The organism is Gallintestinimicrobium sp., assembly GCF_046968865.1.
In the GTDB taxonomy this organism is placed as follows: Bacteria; Bacillota; Clostridia; order Lachnospirales; family Lachnospiraceae; genus Gallintestinimicrobium; species Gallintestinimicrobium propionicum.
In genome coordinates, this window is sequence record NZ_JBKVPW010000007.1 from 61,930 (window position 1) to 83,025 (window position 21,096).

Annotated in this window: 18 protein-coding genes; 15 read left to right on the forward strand and 3 right to left on the reverse strand. The window is 49.1% G+C overall.

The window, feature by feature from the left end:
• Positions 1 to 135: 135 nt before the first annotated feature.
• The 15 genes from ACLTOQ_RS07840 (at position 136) to ACLTOQ_RS07910 (ending at position 16,323) form a co-directional block, all read left to right on the forward strand.
• Positions 136 to 1,785 (forward strand): ABC transporter ATP-binding protein, encoded by a 1,650-nt coding sequence (locus ACLTOQ_RS07840; RefSeq protein WP_412319203.1) that lies wholly within the window; start codon positions 136 to 138, stop codon positions 1,783 to 1,785.
• A gap of 19 nt (positions 1,786 to 1,804) precedes the next feature.
• A complete protein-coding gene (locus ACLTOQ_RS07845) occupies positions 1,805 to 3,334 on the forward strand; it encodes an ABC transporter transmembrane domain-containing protein (protein WP_412319204.1) in 1,530 nt (509 codons plus the stop codon).
• Between the two features lie 45 nt (positions 3,335 to 3,379).
• Positions 3,380 to 3,622: a hypothetical protein gene (locus ACLTOQ_RS07850; protein ID WP_412319205.1), complete on the forward strand. Its 243-nt coding sequence runs from the start codon at positions 3,380 to 3,382 to the stop codon at positions 3,620 to 3,622.
• A gap of 327 nt (positions 3,623 to 3,949) precedes the next feature.
• Complete coding sequence (locus ACLTOQ_RS07855) at positions 3,950 to 4,087, forward strand: phage holin family protein (protein WP_412319206.1); 138 nt, start codon at positions 3,950 to 3,952, stop codon at positions 4,085 to 4,087.
• Between the two features lie 189 nt (positions 4,088 to 4,276).
• Positions 4,277 to 4,450 (forward strand): hypothetical protein, encoded by a 174-nt coding sequence (locus ACLTOQ_RS07860; RefSeq protein ID WP_412319207.1) that lies wholly within the window; start codon positions 4,277 to 4,279, stop codon positions 4,448 to 4,450.
• A 311-nt stretch (positions 4,451 to 4,761) separates the two neighbouring features.
• The gene (locus ACLTOQ_RS07865; RefSeq protein WP_412319208.1) at positions 4,762 to 5,925 is read left to right on the forward strand and encodes a galactokinase; all 1,164 of its coding nucleotides are present in this window, start codon (positions 4,762 to 4,764) and stop codon (positions 5,923 to 5,925) included.
• Between the two features lie 21 nt (positions 5,926 to 5,946).
• Positions 5,947 to 7,467 carry a UDP-glucose--hexose-1-phosphate uridylyltransferase gene (galT, locus tag ACLTOQ_RS07870; RefSeq protein WP_412319209.1) on the forward strand — a complete coding sequence of 507 codons (1,521 nt, stop codon included), beginning with the start codon at positions 5,947 to 5,949 and terminating at the stop codon, positions 7,465 to 7,467.
• Positions 7,468 to 7,911: 444 nt separating this feature from the next.
• Entirely contained in the window at positions 7,912 to 9,843 is a 1,932-nt protein-coding gene (locus ACLTOQ_RS07875) for a B12-binding domain-containing radical SAM protein (RefSeq protein ID WP_412319210.1), read from the forward strand.
• Positions 9,840 to 10,496, forward strand: coding sequence for an endonuclease III (gene nth, locus ACLTOQ_RS07880; RefSeq protein ID WP_412319211.1), 657 nt, complete (start codon positions 9,840 to 9,842; stop codon positions 10,494 to 10,496). The genes ACLTOQ_RS07875 and nth overlap by 4 nt, the downstream gene beginning before the upstream one ends.
• Positions 10,493 to 11,206: a PolC-type DNA polymerase III gene (locus ACLTOQ_RS07885; RefSeq protein ID WP_337427139.1), complete on the forward strand. Its 714-nt coding sequence runs from the start codon at positions 10,493 to 10,495 to the stop codon at positions 11,204 to 11,206. Before nth ends, ACLTOQ_RS07885 begins: the two co-directional genes overlap by 4 nt.
• A gap of 226 nt (positions 11,207 to 11,432) precedes the next feature.
• Positions 11,433 to 12,986, forward strand: coding sequence for a VanW family protein (locus tag ACLTOQ_RS07890; RefSeq protein WP_412287479.1), 1,554 nt, complete (start codon positions 11,433 to 11,435; stop codon positions 12,984 to 12,986).
• 96 nt (positions 12,987 to 13,082) lie between these two features.
• The gene (locus ACLTOQ_RS07895; protein ID WP_412319212.1) at positions 13,083 to 14,102 is read left to right on the forward strand and encodes an AIR synthase-related protein; all 1,020 of its coding nucleotides are present in this window, start codon (positions 13,083 to 13,085) and stop codon (positions 14,100 to 14,102) included.
• Positions 14,103 to 14,142: 40 nt separating this feature from the next.
• Positions 14,143 to 14,625 (forward strand): Lrp/AsnC family transcriptional regulator, encoded by a 483-nt coding sequence (locus tag ACLTOQ_RS07900; protein WP_021915662.1) that lies wholly within the window; start codon positions 14,143 to 14,145, stop codon positions 14,623 to 14,625.
• Positions 14,622 to 15,794, forward strand: a complete 1,173-nt coding sequence (locus tag ACLTOQ_RS07905) for an aminotransferase class I/II-fold pyridoxal phosphate-dependent enzyme (protein ID WP_349173196.1) — start codon at positions 14,622 to 14,624, stop codon at positions 15,792 to 15,794. The genes ACLTOQ_RS07900 and ACLTOQ_RS07905 overlap by 4 nt, the downstream gene beginning before the upstream one ends.
• 7 nt (positions 15,795 to 15,801) lie before the next feature.
• Complete coding sequence (locus tag ACLTOQ_RS07910) at positions 15,802 to 16,323, forward strand: tRNA (cytidine(34)-2'-O)-methyltransferase (protein WP_337562112.1); 522 nt, start codon at positions 15,802 to 15,804, stop codon at positions 16,321 to 16,323.
• Between the two features lie 11 nt (positions 16,324 to 16,334).
• Here the strand turns inward: ACLTOQ_RS07910 and ACLTOQ_RS07915 are convergent, their stop codons facing one another.
• From ACLTOQ_RS07915 to ACLTOQ_RS07925, 3 genes are read right to left on the reverse strand one after another with little or no spacing between them, the layout of a single operon-like run.
• Complete coding sequence (locus tag ACLTOQ_RS07915; protein ID WP_021915665.1) at positions 16,335 to 17,753, reverse strand: sensor histidine kinase; 1,419 nt, start codon at positions 17,751 to 17,753, stop codon at positions 16,335 to 16,337.
• A gap of 1 nt (position 17,754) precedes the next feature.
• The gene (locus ACLTOQ_RS07920) at positions 17,755 to 18,453 is read right to left on the reverse strand and encodes a response regulator transcription factor (protein WP_021915666.1); all 699 of its coding nucleotides are present in this window, start codon (positions 18,451 to 18,453) and stop codon (positions 17,755 to 17,757) included.
• A 55-nt stretch (positions 18,454 to 18,508) separates the two neighbouring features.
• Positions 18,509 to 20,887 carry an endonuclease MutS2 gene (locus ACLTOQ_RS07925; protein ID WP_021915667.1) on the reverse strand — a complete coding sequence of 793 codons (2,379 nt, stop codon included), beginning with the start codon at positions 20,885 to 20,887 and terminating at the stop codon, positions 18,509 to 18,511.
• Between the last annotated feature and the right edge of the window lie 209 nt (positions 20,888 to 21,096).

Here is a 21,096-nt window from a genome sequence, read left to right on the forward strand (position 1 = left end):
GGTGACAACAGTACGTTCGCGCAGAGCGAGTTATAGATTGGAAGGGTGAGTATCAAAGCATCGGGAGTTTGTATTGCATTCTATTGTTTGAAAAAGAGAAATCTATCAACGGGGTAATAACAGGGGTAAACTACAATGAAAAAGAAAATATTGAGTGACACATTATTGCAGATCTTTCGAACCAGGAAACGGTTTGTTTTTGGCATTTTAATTTCGCTGATTTTGGAGACAGTGATCTCTTTGGGGCTGCCAGGCATACTCAGCAAGATCATAGACGGTCTGGGGAAACAGACAATTACATGGCTTGTTGCATTTATTCTGTTCTTTTTGGCAGTTGTGGTCGTAAAAGGATTTGCAACAGTTTTAAATTCTTATTTAAGCGAAAAAATGGGCAGGAGCGTCTGCGATGAAATCCGGAAAGAGTTGTTGAAAAAATTATTCCAGTTTTCCGTCTCCCAGCATAAAATGTCGAAAACCGGAGACTTTTTTGAGAAGATCGAAGGCGACGTCAACGTTATGGTTGGATTCTTTTCCAATATGCTGATCGACATCATGAGCAGCTCATTTATGATAGTGGGAATCCTGGTTGTATTCCTGACAAAGTCGCTGATTCTCGGCGGAATTTTTTGTGTGATAGCGGTTCTGATATTTGTCATTTTTATCGGAACCCAGAAGAGCCTTTCTGCATTATGGAACGATGCGCGAGTGAGTGAAACAAAGCTGTTTGGAGAGTTTTCCGAAGATGTGTATGCTGCGGCAGATGTAAAAGGAATTGGCAAAGAAGCTTATATCCATGAGCGGTTCCATAAGGATTTTGCAGAGTTTGAGCAAAAACAGGTAAAGGCGTCCTTCTGGGGAAATTTGCCGGCGACGGTGTTTTTCTCCCTGCTAAATGTTGCGGAAGGCATTGCACTGCTGATCGGAGTCCAGCTGTTAAATCGTGGCAGATTGTCAATTGGAGAACTGTATTTGCTGACGAGTTATGTCGGCTTATTGAACATGCCGTTTTTTCATTTAAAATATCAGTTTGCGCAGATGCCGATGTCGCTTGCTGCTCTAAAAAGAGTGAATTCCATATTTGAAATGGAATCCCAGGAGGATCAAAACGAAAAAGCTGCAGAATTTAGCGGCAATGAGATTGTGTTTTCGGACGTTTCTTTTGGCTACAATCAGTCGAGGGTTTTGTCAGATATATCGTTTACGATCGGCTCGAATGAAAATGTGCTGATCGAGGGAAGGACAGGCTGCGGAAAGAGCACTATTTTGCATCTGATTGCAGGACTGTATGTACCGGACTGCGGCAAAATTCTGATCGGTGGAAAAGAAATCCGGGAGTTTAACCGGAGAAAATATGTGGAAAATGTTTTCTATATTTCCCAGTTTTATCCGATTATCGAAGATACGCTGCTGAACAATCTGGTGCGGTTTTACGACAATTACGAGAAGCAGTCGGTTGAGCTGGCGCTGAAAATCACCCATATGGATCAGTGGATGGAAGAGACGAAAATCGGTCTGGAAGATACCATCAAACCGGAAGATTTTACGGTAAATGAGGCGCAGATTTTGGCATGGACGGCAGCATTAATTGCAAAGCCCCGTATTTTGCTGGTTGATGAATTCGACGCTTCCATAGACGATAAAATCCTCACGACGATTGATACGCTCCTTGAAAAGGAATTTACGGATTCTACGATTATCATGGTGTCCCATAAAAACAGGAGTGCCTTGAAATTCCACAAAAAGATACATATGGAAGAAAGTCGGATACAGGTAGAAACCTGCTGAGAATCGAGAGGGACAAATTATGAAAATGAAAAAGAGAGAACTATATCGGGCTTTCACGAAAGACATAAAGGCTTTTGGACTACTTGTGATAGCGGTCGAAACGATCACTTATACGTTCAGTTTTTTAATGAGCGGTATTGCAAAAAAAGACATTTTTAACGTGATTGAAGGAAAAGACGTCACACTTGGAATCTATTCCCTAAACATTTTAATCTTGATCAACGTGATGGTTCCACTGATCATCAATTGTGTAAAACAGGTCAATTCCGCTTTTGTGGAAAAATGGAAAACCAAGGCGAGATACAACGTAAAAAGTGTATTGTTAAACTATGTGTTGAGGGAATCGCTGAATCCGGCGCGGGAGACAGACGGCGCAGTTTTAAATTATTACCGGAATGAATGCGAGGACGTCGTAAATTTCTTTTTGGAATTTTATTATCAGGTTCCCAAAATCGTATTATCCGTTTCGATATTAATCGTGATGTTTTTTATCAACCCGATCTTTGCAGCTGTAAGCCTGTTCCCGACCGCTTTGACGGTTTTTCTGGTAAAAGTTCTTGGCAAGAATATTTTCTTATACCGGACGAATTCCCGGAAAAACACAAAAGAAGTGACGAGTTTTCTGAATAACTTTTTTGAAAACACCGAGTATTTTTATATGATCGGAAACCGGGAACGGGTGATTTCCGCGTATGAGAGAAAATGTCAGGAGAGATCGAAAAGCGAGATTCGGGACAGAATTTTTGACAGCCTGCTGGGCAGTATTTCCGGCAATTCTTCGAATATGGCATTGGGCATTATTTTACTGATTGCATTGCCGTTTATGATGAACGGAATCTTTTCGGTTGGCGAATTTGTCATGTTTGACTATTACTATGCGTTTCTGGCATATCTGCCGGATGCGATCGGAAATCTGGTAAAAAGAAAGAAGCAGACGAACGCATCGCTGGAACGCCTTGGATTTTTGCTTCAGGAGACAGATGGTGCAGGCTTTGTCAGGGAAAAAGACGGATATGATTTTTTAATCTGTGCAGGCGGTGGAAAGAAAACGTTCCATGCGGCGGAAAAAGAAATCGTGATTTTAAAAGGCGAAAAGAGCAGCGAAGCGCTGCGCACATTATTTTCCGTATGCGACAGAGAATTGAAGGATAAAAAATGCGTCTATGTACCGAGTGAGCCGGTTTTATTCGATGACTCTCTTTTGGAAAATATTTCTATGGGAGGGCGGATTGAGGATGTAAAAATGAATGGCATTCTGGAAAAAACAGCTCTGGTCGAGGATGTGAAAACCTTTGAGGATGGACTGCTCAAGCGGTGTGGAAAAAAGGGAGAGAACCTGTCCGGTGGGCAGAGAAAAAGAGTCGGGATCGCACGGGGACTTTATCAGGATGCGGATGTGCTGTTTCTGGATGGTGTGGCGGATCGGGTGGATTCTGCAACGGCAAGATTTCTGGTGGAGCATGTTTTGGAAGAATTTCAGGGACTGGTGGTAATGGTGTTTGAGGATGGCTTTTCGCAGAAGCTGGACGGAATGGTTGTTGAGGTGTGAGCCTTAAATAAGTAAGTAGAGAATGTGCGGATGCCGGTATGATGCATGAGGCTTCATGCCGCCGTGATGGTCTGCACCGGAGATGCTTCTCCTATCACGATACTCACACTTTCTGAAGAAGAAGCGCTTCATGCACAGAAAATCATCCGGGATGGAAGAGAGCTTCTTGTGATTTCGGAGATGGATCTGTATCAGAGGGAGAATGGGACAATTGCAGGTCTTCTTCGGACGAAAAAAACCACAATACCGGAAGTCATGGTCTATCCTTCGCCAGATGAAGCACCATAGGGCTTGCAGATTGGTAAATGCGGAGACGGTGGCGATCATTCGGGTTGAGTGAAAATAGTGAAGCGATAGCAATAAAGACATTGATATCAATGGGGAGCCTGTCACATGATTGTGATAAGCTTCCCATTATTATGTTGTAGTTTGTCATTAACTGGTTTTCTTTCTTCTTCTATAAAGGTGCACATAAGGAACGAGAAGGACATTTGCATGTAAAATAGATCAAACGAGGAGAAAAGAAAATGGAATTTGTAACTTCACAACAGGGAATTGATAGGAAATTTTGGCGCGTTTGTAGGAATTGAAGTCAGTGATAAAGTGAATTTTGGAATGTTGATAACGATATGGCTGTCGATTACGGAATTGCTGTCTATTCTTGAAAATATTCAACGGCTGGGAGTGAATATGCCGGGATTTTTGGGAAAATATCTGGATGAAATCCGGAATAAAATAGAAAAGGAAAAGTAATGGTTTGGGTGAGTGTGGGGATCATGTTTTGGATGGCTGTTAAAAAAAAATAGTGGATGAAAAATCGTCATTCGGAAACGGGTGGCGATTTTTTATACTACAAAAAGTGAGGGAGGCAGGTTGTGATGGGAAAACGTCTGACGGGGCGGTGGAGGGCGGAGGGGTGAAAGGGGAGTGAGAGGCGATGGGATGTTGGCGGGAAAACGTCAGGCGTTGCCTGACGGGGCAGTGGAGGGCGGAAGGGAGTTGGGAGGGCTTGGGGAGCGGGGAAGTCCGCAGCGCTGCAATCCGGTAAATGCTGCGCATTCACCGGATTGGCGGCATTCGACGCATCACCAGGAGGAAGCCGGCGTCTGCCGGTGAGCAAGCTTCCCGCATCCGTCGGTTTCCTTCCGGTGGCACTGCTCATTGTTATGCAACAATTTGACTGTTCTTGTTAACAATTGGGGGTGGCAGGACGGAAGGGGTATGGTATGATAATTACAGGAGGGGCGAGAGCCCTGTGTTTGAGATTATTTTATGGGAGGTCAGTTTGAAGAATAAGCGTGGTCGCTCATTCTTCAAACGGCTGTTTGTGCCGCAGGCGTCACAAAGCAGCCATGATCGCAGAGCAGAACCGGATGTTCTGCTCGCGGTTCCTCCGGCGCGAAGCGCCTGCGGAATGGGAGGTTATGATGAAAGATCAGCTTTTAGCAAAATTTGGGGAACTTTTTGGAGGAACAGACGGTGCGAAGGTTTATTTTGCGCCGGGTAGAGTGAATCTGATCGGAGAACATACCGACTATAACGGCGGTCATGTTTTTCCGTGTGCACTGACGATCGGTACTTATGGTGTGGCACGCAGGCGTGAGGATAAGAAGCTGCGGTTTTATTCGATGAATTTCGAGCAGCTGGGTGTGATCGAGTCGAGCGTTGAGGGCTTGAAGCCGGAGAAGGAAGCGGACTGGACGAATTATCCCAAGGGTGTGATGTGGGCATTTGGCGAGAAGGGGGTGGAAGTGACAAACGGTATGGATTTGCTGCTGTTTGGCAATATTCCGAACGGCTCCGGGCTGTCTTCTTCCGCATCGGTCGAGGTTCTGACAGGCTATATCCTGCGCGATCAGTATGGTTTTGAGGTTTCCAATCAGGATCTGGCGCTGATCGGTCAGTTTTCCGAGAACAAGTTTAACGGTGTAAACTGCGGCATTATGGATCAGTTCGCAATCGCGATGGGCAAAAAGGATCATGCGATTTTCCTGGATACTGCGACGATGGAATTTGAGTATGCGCCGATTCAGCTGGAGGGCGCGAAGCTTGTGATTTCCTGCAGCAATAAAAAGCGCGGTCTGGGCGATTCTAAATATAATGAAAGAAGAAGCGAGTGCGAAGCGGCTCTGGCAGAGCTGCAGCAGGTGATCGGCATCGAGTCGCTGGGGGATCTGTCGGAGGAGCAGTTTGAAACCTACAAGTCTGCCATCAAGGATCCCGTCAGAGTAAAGCGTGCGCGTCATGCGGTTTATGAGAATCAGCGCACGATCAAGGCAGTTGCAGCGCTGAAAGCAAACAATATCACAGAGTTTGGCAAGCTGATGAATGCGTCCCACGTTTCCCTGCGGGATGATTATGAAGTAACCGGCATTGAGCTGGATACGCTGGTAGAGGAAGCCTGGAAGGTAGACGGTGTCATCGGTTCCAGAATGACCGGTGCTGGCTTTGGCGGCTGTACGGTCAGCATCGTAAAGGATGAAGCAATCGAGGCCTTTCAGGAGCAGGTTGGAAAGGCTTATCTGGAAAAAATCGGTTACACGGCAGATTTTTATGTGGTAGAGATCGGTGACGGTCCGGTAGTATTATAAGAAAGGCAGGCAATCAGGGCAATGATTCAGGATAAAATCCGTGAACTGGTGCAGTATGGACTTTTGACAGGTCTGGTATCTGCAGAGGATGAAATTTATACGACAAACCGGCTGCTGGAGCTGTTCCAGATAGAAGATTATCCCTATGGATTCGGGGAAAAGATAGAACAGACAGAAGAAGAGTCGGTCAAAAGGCTGCCGGATCTTCTGACGGAAATGATGGATTATGCGGTGGAAAACGGGATCCTGCAGGAGGATGGTATCGTTTATCGGGATCTGTTTGACACAAAGATCATGAGCTGTCTGGTAGGGCGTCCCAGCGAGATCATCCGCCGGTTTCATGAGGAATATGAAAAGTCCCCGGAAGCAGCGACGAATTTCTTTTATAAATTCAGTCAGGACACGGACTATATTCGAAGATACCGTGTTTGCCGGGATGAAAAGTGGGTAACGCCAACGAAATACGGCGATCTGGATATTACGATCAATCTGTCCAAGCCGGAAAAAGACCCCAAAGCGATTGCGGCGGCAAGGCTGGCAAAGCAGGGCGGTTATCCGAAATGTCTGCTTTGTGTGGAAAACGAGGGTTATGCAGGTCGTATCAATCATCCGGCACGTCAGAATCACCGGATCATTCCGTTGACGATCAACGGCAGCAGATGGGGATTTCAGTATTCTCCCTATGTGTATTATAATGAGCACTGCATCGTGTTTAATGGCCAGCACACCCCGATGAAAATCGAGCACAATACCTTTGTGAAGCTGTTTGACTTTGTAAAACAGTTTCCTCATTATATGCTCGGCTCCAATGCGGATCTGCCGATCGTCGGCGGTTCGATTTTGAGCCATGATCATTTTCAGGGCGGCAGATATGAGTTCCCGATGGCAAAAGCACCGGTCGAAAAAAGGGTTACGGTCAAAGGCTTTGAAGATGTACAGGCAGGAATTGTAAACTGGCCGATGTCCGTAATCCGAATTTCCGGTCCGGATACAGAGCGGCTGATCGCCCTGGCGGATGTGATCCTGGATGCATGGCGCAGCTACAGTGATGAGGCCTCCTTTATCTTTGCAGAGACAGAGGGGGAGAAGCACAACACGATCACGCCTATCGCTAGAAAACGTGGCGATCATTATGAGCTGGATCTGGTTCTGCGCAATAATATCACCACGAAAGAGCATCCCCTTGGTGTGTTCCATCCCCATGCAAACCTACACCACATCAAAAAGGAAAACATCGGTTTGATCGAAGTAATGGGACTTGCAGTACTTCCTGCCCGTCTGAAAAAAGAGATGGCAGAGCTGGAAGAAGCGATCCTTTGCGGGGCTGATCTTCGGCAAAACGAGGTGCTTGCAGCTCACGCGGACTGGGCGGAGGAATTTTTGACCAGACACAGCGAGGTAAATGCCGAAAATATCCATGAAATTGTGCAGCAGGAGATTGGACTGGTGTTCATGCAGGTTCTGGAGGACGCAGGCGTTTATAAATGCACGGAGGACGGAAGAAAAGGATTCGAACGGTTTATTGACCGCTTAAATGCATGACTTTGTGCACAAGTCTGCAAATGTGATATAATGAGCACAAAAGAAAAACAAGCGACGCCGAAGGCGGCATTTGTTTTTCTTGTGCCATTAGAGAACGAGCAGCCTGCGTAGCAGGCGATAAAGCGCGTCAGCGCGGGCTCGTGATATAATGAGCGCAAGAGAGCGGGAACAGGCGAAGCCTGCTCATCGCGAACGGCGAAGCTATTGAGTGAGCTATGCTCACGATATATTGCTGTGCACTATATAGAAAGACCTGCAGCAGGTATAATAAACACAAGCGAAAGGAAAGGGCTGTCGTACTAACGTGCGGCAAGCCCTTTTTTCGTGGGAACAGAATGCTTGCAGCGCGTGCATTTTGTTGTGGATGTTGATGCACAGCAAACGGATTTGTGGTATTATGTTTACCGAAATCAAACAGGCATTTGACGAAAGAAGGTTTTATAGATGAAGTTTTTACTGGCGGCACTGAACGCAAAATATATTCATTCCAATCCGGCGCTTTACAGTCTGCGGGCCTATGCGGAAAAATACCATCCGGAAGCCGCGGCACAGGTGGAGCTTGCCGAGTATACGATCAATCAGACGGTGGAGGAAATCCTTGCCGATCTTTATGAGAGAAAGCCGGAGGCAGTGGCTTTTTCCTGTTATATCTGGAATTGGAAAATGATGCAGGAGGTCATTTCCGAGCTGCATCAGGTGCGTCCTGAGCTGCCCATCTGGCTGGGCGGTCCGGAGGTATCCTATCATGCGGAGGAGGTTCTGGAGCAATTCCCGTTTCTGACCGGCATCATGGTCGGCGAGGGCGAGGTGACGTTTTCAGAGCTTTTGACCTTTTATGAAAAAAAGAGCAGCGGACGGTATTCGGAACAGCAGCAGCTGCAGATTGTGGCATTCTGGCCGGGAGCAATCAAACAGGCCGGACTGGACAGTATTGCAGGTATTGTTTATCGAGATCCGATCACCGGGGAGCTTGTGCGGACAAAGGAGCGTTCCCTGACCAATATCAGTGAGATCCCGTTTTTTTATAAGGATATGAAGGATTTTGTCAATCGGATCGTTTATTATGAATCCAGCCGCGGATGTCCGTTTCGGTGTGGTTACTGTCTGTCCTCGATTGACAAACGGGTACGCCTGAGAGATCTGGCACTGGTGAAGGAGGAGCTGCAGTTTTTCCTTGATCAAAAGGTTCCGCAGGTGAAATTTATTGACAGAACCTTCAACTGTAATCATCAGCACGCAATGGAAATCTGGAAATATATTCAAGAGCACGATAATGGAATTACGAATTTCCATTTTGAGATCTCGGCAGATCTGCTGAACGGAGAAGAGCTGGCGCTTCTGGCAAAAATGCGCCCCGGTCTGGTTCAGCTGGAAATCGGTGTGCAGTCCACGAATCTGCAAACCCTTGAAGCGGTCAGACGGCATACAAATCTGGATAAGCTGCGGCATGCAGTGGTACGGATCCATTCCGAATATAATATTCATGTGCACCTGGATCTGATCGCAGGACTTCCTTATGAAGATATGGGAAGCTTTATCCGGTCCTTTAATGATGTATACAGCATGAGGCCACAGCAGCTGCAGCTCGGATTTCTGAAGGTATTAAAAGGCTCCTATCTGGAAGAAATGGCACAGACCTATGGGATCGTGTACCAGAGCTGTCCGCCCTATGAGGTCTTGTATACAAAATGGCTGAGCTATGGGGATATCATCCGGTTAAAGCGGGTGGAGGAAATGGTGGAGCTGTATTATAACAGCAATCAGTTCACACATTTGATTCCGGTTCTGCAGAGCCGCTTTGAAAATCCCTTTGCAATGTATGATAAATTGGCTGATTTTTATCATGAAAAAGGATATTTTGTCCATACGCCTGCCAGAGCTTACCGCTACCAGGTGCTTTTGGAGTTTGCACAGCAGGAAGACCCGGATGGAATGGAGTTATACCGGGAGCTGGCGGTGTATGATTTGTATCTGCGGGAAAATGCGAAGAGCCGACCGGCATTTGCATTGGACGAAAAACCGTATCATGATCAGATCGTCGAGTTTTATCAGGAAGAAGAGAAAAACCGCACATATCTGCCGGGGTATGAGGAATATCACGCAAAGCAGCTGCAGCGCATGACCCATCTGGAGGTATTTTCCTGGCCGGTACAGAAAAAGGCGTGGGAGCTGATCAGTATGTTGAAAAGAGGCGAGGTTCCGGAGACGAAAACGGCAATTTTATTCGATTATCAGAACCGGGATCGCCTGACGGACAATGCGAGAACAGCGGTGGTAGAGCTGCCGACCGCTGCGGACGCAAAACCGACAGCCGGACAGGCGACCGCCGCGGACGCAGAAGCAGTCGCTACGACAGGAAAGGGGGCCGCCGATTGAACGCACACACGAAAGCCATTTTGGATCAGCTCGACGCCCACTACGGGAGAGAATATATCTGCTACCTCAACCATGAAAACGCGTGGCAGCTTTTGATCGCGACGATGCTGAGCGCGCAGTGCACCGACGCACGGGTCAACATTGTCACGAAAGATCTGTTTGTGAAATATCCGTCGGTCGAAGCCTTTGCGGAGGCGGATTTAAAAGAGCTGGAGCAGGATATCCGTCCGACCGGTTTTTATCATAATAAAGCGAAAAATATCATTGCCTGCTGTCAGAGGCTGATGGCACTGCATGGCGGCGAGGTCCCCTCCGGGCTGGAGGAGCTGACGGCGCTGCCGGGAGTCGGACGCAAGACGGCAAATGTTATCCGCGGCAATATTTTCCACGAGCCAAGCGTTGTGGTGGATACCCATGTGAAGCGGATTTCCAAAAAGCTGGGGCTGACAAAAGAGGATGACCCGGAAAAAGTGGAATATGAGCTGATGAAGGTATTACCGAAGGATCATTTGATTTTGTACAATATTCAGATCATCACGCTGGGGCGGACCATCTGCAAGGCGCCGACGCCGAAATGCGGGGAATGTTTTCTGACGGAATGGTGTAAGGATTATCAGAACCGTCAAAAAAAGGAGAGCAGGAAAAAGAAGTGAAAGAATATGTGAGCGTAGATGTGGAAACGACCGGGCTTGCGCCGAAGCAGGATAAAATTATAGAAATCGGGGCAGTGCGCGTCCGGGACGGACAGATTGTCGAAAGCTTTACATCCTTTGTCAATCCGGGGCGCATATTGCCTGCGCATATCACAGAGCTGACCGGGATTTTACAGGAGCAGGTAGATGAGGCAGAGACGATGGAAAGCGTTTTGCCTGCCTTTCTGGAGTTTGCCGGAGATCTGCCCCTTGTGGGACATCGGATTTTGTTCGATTATGGATTTTTGAAGCGCGCGGCGGTGAATATGCGGCTGGATTTTGAACGGAGCGGCGTGGATACCCTGAAGCTTTCCAGACAGTTTTTGTCGGAGCTTCCGAGCAGAAGACTATCCGCCCTGTGCGAACATTTCGAAATTCCGATTCAGGCGCATCGGGCGCTGGAGGACGCGAGGGCAACGCATATTTTATATGAAAAACTGCTGGAGCTTTATGGAACAGACCCGGACCGGGCAAAGGATTTTGAGCCGGTTCCGTTGATTTGCAAGGTAAAACGCGAATCGCCTGCGACGAAGGCTCAGAAGGAACGTCTGACAAAGCTTCTTGCGCTGCATCAGCTGACGCCGGATTACGACGTTTCCATGCTGACGAAAAACGAGGCAAGCCGTCAGATCGACCGGATTCTTGCGGCATATGGAAGCTTGCAAAAGTGAGGGAAGTGCTTTATAATGTGTGGAAGCGCAGCCATGGAAGATGGTGCTTTGATGCTATTTGTCAGATGTTATAAGGCAGTTTGCGGATAAAGGAGCAGAGCATGAATTTCAGAAAGAAAAAGACACAGAAAATTATATCGTCGATCATCATTCTTATTCTGGTGCTGTCGATGATTGTTCCTACATTGCTGTCGTTTTTATAAGCGGCATAGAAAGGAATTTTAAAATGAATCGAATGAAAACCGTACTGATGACGGCAGCCATGCTGGTGTGCGTGTTTGCGTGCACGGCGGTGGCAGGAAAGACTGTATACGCAGCACCGAATGATACCATCCAGACCGGGATTTCGGCGGATGGCATGGATCTTTCCGGGATGACACAGGAACAGGCGCAGGGAGCGGTTCAGAGCTATGTGAACGAACTCGGGCAGGCGCAGGTGCAGCTGCAGGCGCAGGATGGACAGAGTGTATCTATCAGCCTTTCTGAGCTGGGAATTTCCTGGAAAAACCCGGAGCTTGTTTCGGAAGCAGTGTCCCTTGGAAAAAAGGGAAATATCGTAGCGCGCTATAAGGCAGAAAAAGATCTGCAGAATAAAGGAAAGAATTACCCCGTTGTTCTGGATTTTGATAAAGAAGCGATTCGTCAGGCTGTGACGGAGCGCTGCAGTAAATTTAATGTGGAAGCGATCGATGCGCACCTGACACGGGTTGACGGATCCTTTCAGATCGAAGATGGACAGACCGGATATGTGGTAGATGAAAATGCGTCCGTAGCTGCGATCTACGATTATCTTACGGGCTCCTGGGTCAAAGGGGAAAACGGAAACGTTGCCCTCGTAATGGCAGTGGATGAGCCCAAGGGAAAAACAGAAGAGCTTGCGAAGGTAAAAGATGTGCTCGGAACATTTACGACAAGCTATTCGACCTCCGGGGCGTCCCGCAGCAAAAACGTTGCAAATGGCTGCAGCCTGATCAACGGAACAACTTTGTATCCCGGCGATACGTTTTCTACCTATAATACAGTGAAGCCCTTCTCCACCGAAAATGGTTACGAGATGGCGGGTTCTTATTTGAACGGCAAGGTGGTAGACAGCATCGGCGGCGGTATCTGTCAGGTATCTACGACGCTGTACAATGCGGTTCTGCGGGCAGAGCTGGAAGTGACAGAACGTCACAATCATTCCATGATCGTAACCTATGTAGATCCGTCTGCAGATGCGGCGATTGCAGAATCCTCCGGCAAGGATTTTGTATTTGTGAATAATACGGATTATCCGATTTATATCGATGGACATACGGCTGATAAAAAGATTACATTTACGATCTATGGTGTAGAGACGAGAGCAAAAAACCGCACCGTAGCTTATGAGAGTGAAGTGGTTGAGAAAAAGGTTCCGGAAGCGGATCAGATCATAGCGGACGCTTCCCAGCCTATCGGCGTCATCAGCGTCAGCAGCGCACATATTGGCTACAAGGCAAGACTCTGGAAGATTGTAAAGGAAAACGGTGTGGAAGTCAGCCGGGAGCAGGTCAACAGCAGCAACTACAAGATGAGCCCCAGAACGGCAACCGTTGGAATTGCTTCTCCGGATCCGAATGCGACCAGCCAGATGCAGGCGGCCATTGCGACCAGCAGCATTGATACGGTCAAAGCGACCATTTCCAATATCAAAGCGCAGCAGGCAGCAGCGGCGGCATTGACACCGGAGCAGCTGCAGGCGATCGCAGAGGCTCAGGCGCAGGCTGCCCAGGCGCAGCAGGACGCAGCGGCGGGAAACTAAGCACCGGATCCTAAAGCAGAGCGGATGGCAGAGCCGGGCTGGAGGTCCGGCTCTGCAATGCTTTGATACGATGGTATTCGGAATGGAGAAAAGCTTATGAAAACAGGGAACGTAACGGGAACCGTTTATAAACGCAGCGTTCATCGAAAAATAGAAACAAACGGCATAGGGGTGAAAGGCGCAGAGTATGGGGAAGGCTGCGCCTTTCTCACGTCTGAAAATGTGGATAAAGCGCCGGAAAAAGCGAAGCAGCTGTGGATTACGGCGCAGAGTCTGTCTGTTTGGTCCGGAGCAGAGGGAGCCAAACTTTGCGTTTATGAGGCAGTAAACCGCGCAGCAGCGGCAGCAGTGGGAAAAGGAGAAGCAAAGGTGCGCATGGTGTCCATGCAGCTGATGCTTCCGGCAGACTGTCAAGAGCAGGAGCTGCAGAAGATGACTGTCGCAGCGCAGGAAGCAGCGCAGAAGCTGCAGGTTACGCTCGCGGATGTGAAAGTGCATGTGTCCGGTGCAGTCATTGCGCCTGTTGCGACAGCAGAGGCGCTTGTAGAAGTGTGGACTGCGCCTGCAGGCGCTGCGCTGTCGGCGCGCGCCGGTCAGCAGATTGTAATGACGAAATGGGCGGGACTGGCAGGAACTGTCCGCCTGGAAAAAACATACCGGGAAGCCCTTTTGAAGCGCTATCCTGCGCAGCTTCTGGACGACGTAGCACAGCTGGAACAGCACTTTTCGATTTTACCGGAGGCTGCAGTCGCCGGTAAGTCCGGCGTCGGACTTGCCTGTGCAGTATCGGAAGGCGGTGTATTCCATGCACTCTGGACACTGGCAGAGCAGGCCGGGACCGGACTGGAGGTATCTTTAAAGAAGCTTCCCATCCGACAGGAAACGGTAGAAATCTGTAATGAGCTGGACGTCAATCCTTATGAGCTGTCCGGAAACGGCAGTCTGCTGTTTGTGACTGATCAGGGCGAGATGCTGGCAGAGCAGCTGCAGCAGCAGAAAATCCCGGCGGCGGTGATCGGATTTTTGTCGGCGGACAACGATCGCGTGATTGTCAACGGAGAGGAACGAAGATTTTTAGAACCGGCGAATACGGACGCGATTTATCGGATGGAGTAGTAGAACAGTTGCCGGATATCCGGCAGGAACGGAAGAAAAAATGAGAGAAGAATTATTAAAAATTATTGAGAAAAACAGCCGGATCGATTTAAAAGAGCTGGCAGTCATCCTCGGCGTAGAGGAAATTGACGTGGTAAACGAAATGGCAGCGATGGAAGCAGAGGGCATTATCTGCGGCTATCATACACTGATTGATTGGGAAAAAACAAGCATCGAAAAGGTTTCCGCGCTGATTGAGGTTCGCGTAACACCCCAGCGCGGTCAGGGCTTTGACAGCATCGCGGAGCGGATTTACAAGTACCCGGAGGTACATGCAGTGTACCTGATCTCCGGCGGTTTCGATCTGCTCGTAACACTGGAGGGCAAATCCCTGAAAGAAGTTTCCGCGTTCGTTTCGGATAAGCTTTCCACGCTGGACAGCATTTTGAGCACAGCGACCCATTTTATCCTGAAAAAATATAAGGATCACGGAACGATCCTGACCCGCAAATGCGAGGATCAGAGGGAGATGATTACGCCATGAGAAATCCCCTTTCTGATACAATCGTTACGATTAAACCGTCCGGAATCCGGAAATTTTTCGATATCGTCAGCGAAATGGAGGATGCGATTTCCCTGGGTGTCGGCGAGCCGGACTTCGATACTCCGTGGCACATCCGCGACGAGGGCATTTATTCTCTGGAAAAGGGACGTACCTTTTACACCTCCAATGCCGGCTTGAAGCAGCTGAGGGAGGAAATTGCGCATTATTTGAGACGCCGCTATCAGGTGTCCTATGATCCGCTGCATGAAATCATGATTACAGTCGGTGGCTCCGAGGCCATCGATATTGCACTGCGTGCGATGGTAAATCCGGGAGACGAGGTGCTGATTCCACAGCCGTCCTATGTTTCCTATGAGCCGTGCGCCGTGCTTGCAGGTGCGAAGCCGGTCATCATCCCGTTGAAAGCGGAAAACGAGTTCCGCCTGACGGCACAGGAACTTCTGGATGCAATCACAGAAAAGACGAAAATTCTGATTTTGCCCTATCCGAACAATCCGACCGGTGCGATCATGGAACGGGAAGATTTGGAAGTGATTGCAAAGATCGTGGAAGAAAAAGATCTGTTTGTGATATCGGATGAAATTTACAGTGAGCTGACCTATAAAGGCAATCCGGTTTCCATCACACAGATTCCGGGGATGCGGGAGCGGACGGTTCTGATCAACGGATTTTCCAAGGCATATGCAATGACCGGATGGCGTCTGGGCTATGCCTGCGGACCGGAAGTGATTTTAAAACAGATGCTCAAAATCCATCAGTTTGCGATTATGTGTGCTCCTACGACGAGCCAGTATGCGGCGGTAGAGGCGCTGAAAAACGGCGATGACGATGTAGCGGAAATGCGCGAACAGTACAATCAGCGCAGACGCTATCTGCTGCATGCCTTTGCAGAAATGGGGCTGCCCTGCTTCGAGCCTTACGGCGCGTTTTATGTGTTCCCCTGTATCAAGGAATTCGGCATGACCAGCGATGAGTTTGCGACGCGTTTTCTGCAGGAAGAAAAGGTTGCAGTCGTGCCGGGCACGGCGTTTGGGGACAGCGGCGAGGGCTACATCCGTATTTCCTACGCTTATTCCCTGGAAAATCTGAAAGTTGCGATCGGGCGGCTGTCGCATTTTGTAAAAAAACTGAAAGCGGAAAAGGAATGATTAAGATATGTTGAACATCGTATTGCATCAGCCGGAAATCCCGGCGAATACGGGAAATATCGGAAGAACCTGCGTTGCGACCGGGACGGTTCTGCATCTGATTGAGCCGCTGGGCTTTTCTTTGAGTGAGAAGCAGTTAAAGCGCGCAGGCATGGATTACTGGAATCTGCTGGATGTGCGCCGCTACATCAATTTTGCGGACTTTCTGGAAAAAAATCCGACGCTTGTAAGCGGCGAGCCGGACGCACCGAAGCTCTGGATGGCGACGACGAAAGCGCATCAGGTTTACAGCGATGTAAAGATCGGACCGGACGATTATATTATGTTCGGCAAGGAGAGTGCCGGAATCCCGGAGGAAATCCTTGTGGAGTATGAAAAGAGCTGTATCCGCATTCCGATGGGACAGGATATCCGTTCCCTGAACCTGTCCAACTCCGTAGCGATCGTTTTGTATGAAGCGCTGCGCCAGAATCATTTCGTAGGGTTACAGGAAGGCGGAGAACTGCACCGGCTGCACTGGAAAGCGTAAGGCAGCCCGCCCTACGCTTCGTTGTCCTGCACGGGCAGGGAGAAGATAAACTCGCTCCCGACGCCCTCGGTGCTGATGACGTTGATATTTTCGTTGTGCGCCTGGATAATTTCTTTTGTAATGGAAAGTCCCAGTCCGGTTCCCTTTTTGTCTTTGCCGCGGGAAAGGTCGGTCTTGTAGAAACGATCGAAGATCAGCCGCAGGCTGTCCTTCGGGATTCCGATACCACTGTCCTTGACGGAGACAAAAACCTTTCCATGCTTTTCGTTTGTCTCGATGCGAATCGCAGAGTCTGGGTGGGAAAATTTAATCGCGTTGTCGAGCAGGTTGTATAAGACCTGCTCGATTTTGCTTTTGTCGGCGAGAACGGGCATACGGTCGCCGGTTAAAAGCAGCTCGATGCCGATATGCTTCTGCTGGCAGGTTCCTTCGAAGGAAGCGGCAGTAGAGCGAATGACCGAATTTAAATCGAAAACAGATTTTTCCAGGATCATGCCCTTCATATTCAGGTTGTTTAAGGTCAGCAGGCTGTTGGTCAGCTTTGTCAGGCGTTCCGTCTCGTTTAAGACGATGCCGAGATATTTTTCGTGGAGCTCTGGCGGGATCGTTCCATCCAGCATCGCCTCCAGATACCCTTTGATTGAAGTCAGCGGAGAGCGGAAGTCGTGAGAAACGTTGGCGATGAATTTTTTCTGGTTATCCTCGGCGCGTGCGATCTCACTTGCCATGAGAGACAGGGAGGCAGCCAGATAACCGATCTCATCCTCACTGTCTACCTGAAATTCATAATGCAGATTGCCTGCCGCGTACTGCTCGGTGGCTGCTGTGATCTTGCGCAGCGGCAGATAGACCATTTCTGTAAAGAAAATCAGAATGATCAGCGACAGCAGGAAAAAAATCACGAGCATAATATAGGAAATATTCAGCAGGCTTTCGCTGGAAGCCCGAATATTTGCCATGGGGATATGGATGACAACATAGCCCTGCACTTTAAAATTGGAAGTGATGGGCGCAAATACACTGAGCATTTCCTCCTGAAAGCAGCCGAAAAAGTCACCAACCGTATAAAAGGAACCGGCGGTGATGGTCGAGTCAAAATTTTCCACGCGAGATTCATGATTCACATCCAGCGGTGTTTCCGTTGTCATGATAATACGTCCGGATGGATTAATGATCCAGATTTGGGAGGACAGGTAGGTGCTGAGCGCATCCAGCTGTTTTTTGACCTCCTCGAGGGAAACATTGCTGCTGTATAAGTCGGAAGCGTAGGTATTTGCGATCAGAGTAGCTTCTTTATAAAGGGAGTCCGCCTTTTCCCGTTTCAGATGCTCCAGCGTCATACTGGAAACGAACGTTGCTACGACTAAAAATCCGAAAAATCCGAAGATCAGGTAGCCGAGTACAAATTTCAGATACAGGGTTTTGCGCATGTCATCTTACCTCGAATTTGTAGCCGATTCCCCAGATCGTGGCGATTTTCCAGTTTGCATGATCCTTGATCTTTTCGCGCAGACGCTTGATGTGTACGTCTACCGTGCGGGTGTCGCCAATGTATTCATAGCCCCAGATCTGATCCAGAAGCTGTTCTCTGGAAAAAACGTGGTTGGGCGAAGCTGCCAGAAAATAGAGAAGCTCCAGCTCCTTTGGCGGCATATCGACATTTTTCCCCATATACATAACGGAATAATTGGTTTTATTGATTGTCAGATCGGGATATTCGACACATTCCACAGCAGGCTTTGCCGGAACGGCAGCAGCTGGCTTGTAGCGGCGCAGCACCGCTTTGACTCTTGCGACAAGCTCCTTGGAGTCGAAGGGCTTTTCCATGTAATCATCCGCACCAAGCTCCAGACCGAGCACCTTGTCAAAAATTTCGCCTTTGGCGGACAGCATGATGATGGGAACAGAGGAACTGCTGCGGACTTCACGGCAGACCTGATAGCCGTCGATGCCGGGGAGCATCAGATCGAGCAGAATCAGGTTCGGCGCGAAGGTATCCACAGCGCGGAGGGCGGATTCCCCGTCCTCCACGATCATCGTATCAAAGCATTCCTTGGTCAGGTACAGCGAAATGAGTTCGGCGATATTGGCATCGTCGTCAACAATCAGAATTTTCTGTTTATTTACCATAATGAACCTCGTTATTCCTTTCTGCAAAGGCGGCAGATGATTGCCGTCCTGCGGATTATTTTTTAAATTCTACAATCGTTACGCCGGCATCGCCTTCGCCGTATTCGCCCTGTCGGAAGGATTTGACATATTTGATGCGCTTTAAATGCTGCTGGATGGCCTTGCGCAGGGCACCGGTCCCCTTGCCATGTACGACGCGGACGTTTTCCAGATGTGCCAGATAAGCGTCGTCCAGATATTTATCGAGGGCGGCGAGGGCTTCGTCTACCGTTTTGCCCAGCAGATTGATCTCAGGGGAAACGGAGAAGGACTTGGACATCCGGAGCTTGCCGGTATTTGTTTTGGACATCGTAGGTGTGGTAATTGTCGCTTCCTCGATGCGGACAAGGTCTTTTATGTTCGTGGAGGTGCGCATGATGCCGCACTGTACGAAGAGGTTGCCCTTTGCATCAGGCAGGCTGCTGACCGTACCCTTGAGCCCCATGGAAACAATGCGCACGGCATCGCCTTTTTTGAGCTGTTCGGGCTTTAACGCCGGAGCTTTGGGCTTGTCCTTTGCAGCGACGGAAAGCTTGCTGTTTTTGTCGTCGATGTTGCTGCGCAGCTTCTGACGCGCCTGTTCCAGATCTTTCATGGAAGCGCCGGGACCGGCTTTCTGGAAAATGCGGATCGTTTCGTCTGCGGTGTCCTTTGCTTCACGCAGAATATCCCGCGCTTTTTCATTCGCTTCGCGCAGGATACGGTCCCGCGTCTGGTCGATTTTATCGTTTTTCTCCTGCAGCTTATGCCGGAGGGCTTCGATTTCTTTTTTGTAATCTTCGATTTCGCGGCGTTCTTTTTCAATTGTAACGCGGCTCTTTTCCAGATCGGAAATAACGTCTTCAAAGCTGACGTCCTGTTCGTCGATCTGCTCTTTGGCAGCTTCGATGATTTCGTCGGAAAGACCGAGCTTTTTGGAAATTGCAAAGGCGTTGCTCTTTCCGGGAATGCCGATCAGCAGTCGGTAGGTCGGACGCAGCGTTTCCACATCGAATTCACAGCAGGCATTTTCTACAAAATTTGTGGAAAGAGCGTAGATTTTCAGCTCGCTGTAATGTGTGGTCGCCATTGTGCGGATACCGCGGTCATGCAGATAGTTCAGGATTGCGATCGCCAGCGCCGCACCCTCGGTCGGGTCGGTTCCGGCCCCCAGCTCGTCGAACAGGCACAGGGAATCTGCGTCTGCCTTTGCCAGAATGGAGACGATGGAGGTCATGTGGGAGGAAAAGGTACTCAAGCTCTGTTCAATGCTCTGTTCGTCACCGATATCTGCGAAAACCTCTGTAAAAACGGACAGCTGCGAGCGGTCTAGGGCAGGAATGTGCAGACCTGCCTGCCCCATCAGCGTGAACAGTCCGACTGTTTTTAAACATACGGTTTTACCGCCGGTGTTGGGACCGGTGATAACGAGAAGATCGAAATTTTTGCCAAGCTCGACGTCGATCGGAACGACTTTTTTGCGGTCAAGCAACGGATGTCGTCCCTGACGGATACGAACGATATGCTCGTCATTGAAAAGCGGACGGGAAGCATTCTGATCCATCGCAAGGGAAGCCTTTGCAAAGATGAAATCGAGCTGCGTCATAATCCGCTGGTTTTCTGCGATCTCAAGGGTGTGTGCACCTGCTTCGGCACTCAAATTTGCCAGAATAACGGCGATTTCCTTTTGCTCCTCGATTTCCAGCTCACGCAGCTGATTGTTTAAGCTGACAACGGCTGCGGGTTCGATGAAAAAGGTGGAGCCGGTGGAGGACTGGTCGTGCACCATGCCGGGCACCTGACCTTTATATTCCGCCTTGACGGGGATACAGTAGCGTCCGTCGCGGGTGGTAATCACGGCATCCTGCAGATAGTTTCTGACGGAACCGTTTACCATGCTGTTTAATTGGTTGTGAATCTTTTCTCCGGTTAATACCATGCTCCGCCGGATTTTTTTGAGGGCAGGACTGGCGTCGTCCGCAATTTCATCCACATCGATGATGCAGCGGCGAATTTCTTTGGAAAGGGGTGCGAGAGGTTCGAGACAGTGAAAATATTCTGTCAGGGAATCCTGCTGTTCTTCGTCCTTGTCGGAGCGCCCGAAGTTTTTGACACGGGCGGTGTTTTCCAAAAGACCGGCGATGCGCAGCAGCTCTTCAGAGGAGAGGGTGCTGCCGATTTCGAGGGAGCGCAGGCACATGCCGAGGGGCTTATTGCTGCCGAAATTCAGGCTGCCCTTCTGGAAAATCCGGGTCAGGGCATCTGCAGTTTCGGTCTGAGCCTGTTCGATCTGCGCAAGATCGGTCATGGGCACGAGATCCCGGCAAAGCTGTCGTCCGGGGTCCGAGGTTGCTTTTTGCTCCAGCATATGAATGACTTTATCATATTCCAATACGCGTAAAACTTTCGCGTTCATAGTAGTTCCTTTCGTTTTTCAAAACACAGTGCCAAAAGGCACATATATTCGTTCCATAAAATGCTGCACAGCAGAATCATTACACAGGATTGATGCTGCTGTCTTGTGGTACAGGCGGCTACTCCTATCATACCATATAGAGAGAGAAACCGGGGAAAAATTTTGCGCCCGGAAAAAGTCTTTCCGGCACTTGTGTGCAGGCGGGCAGA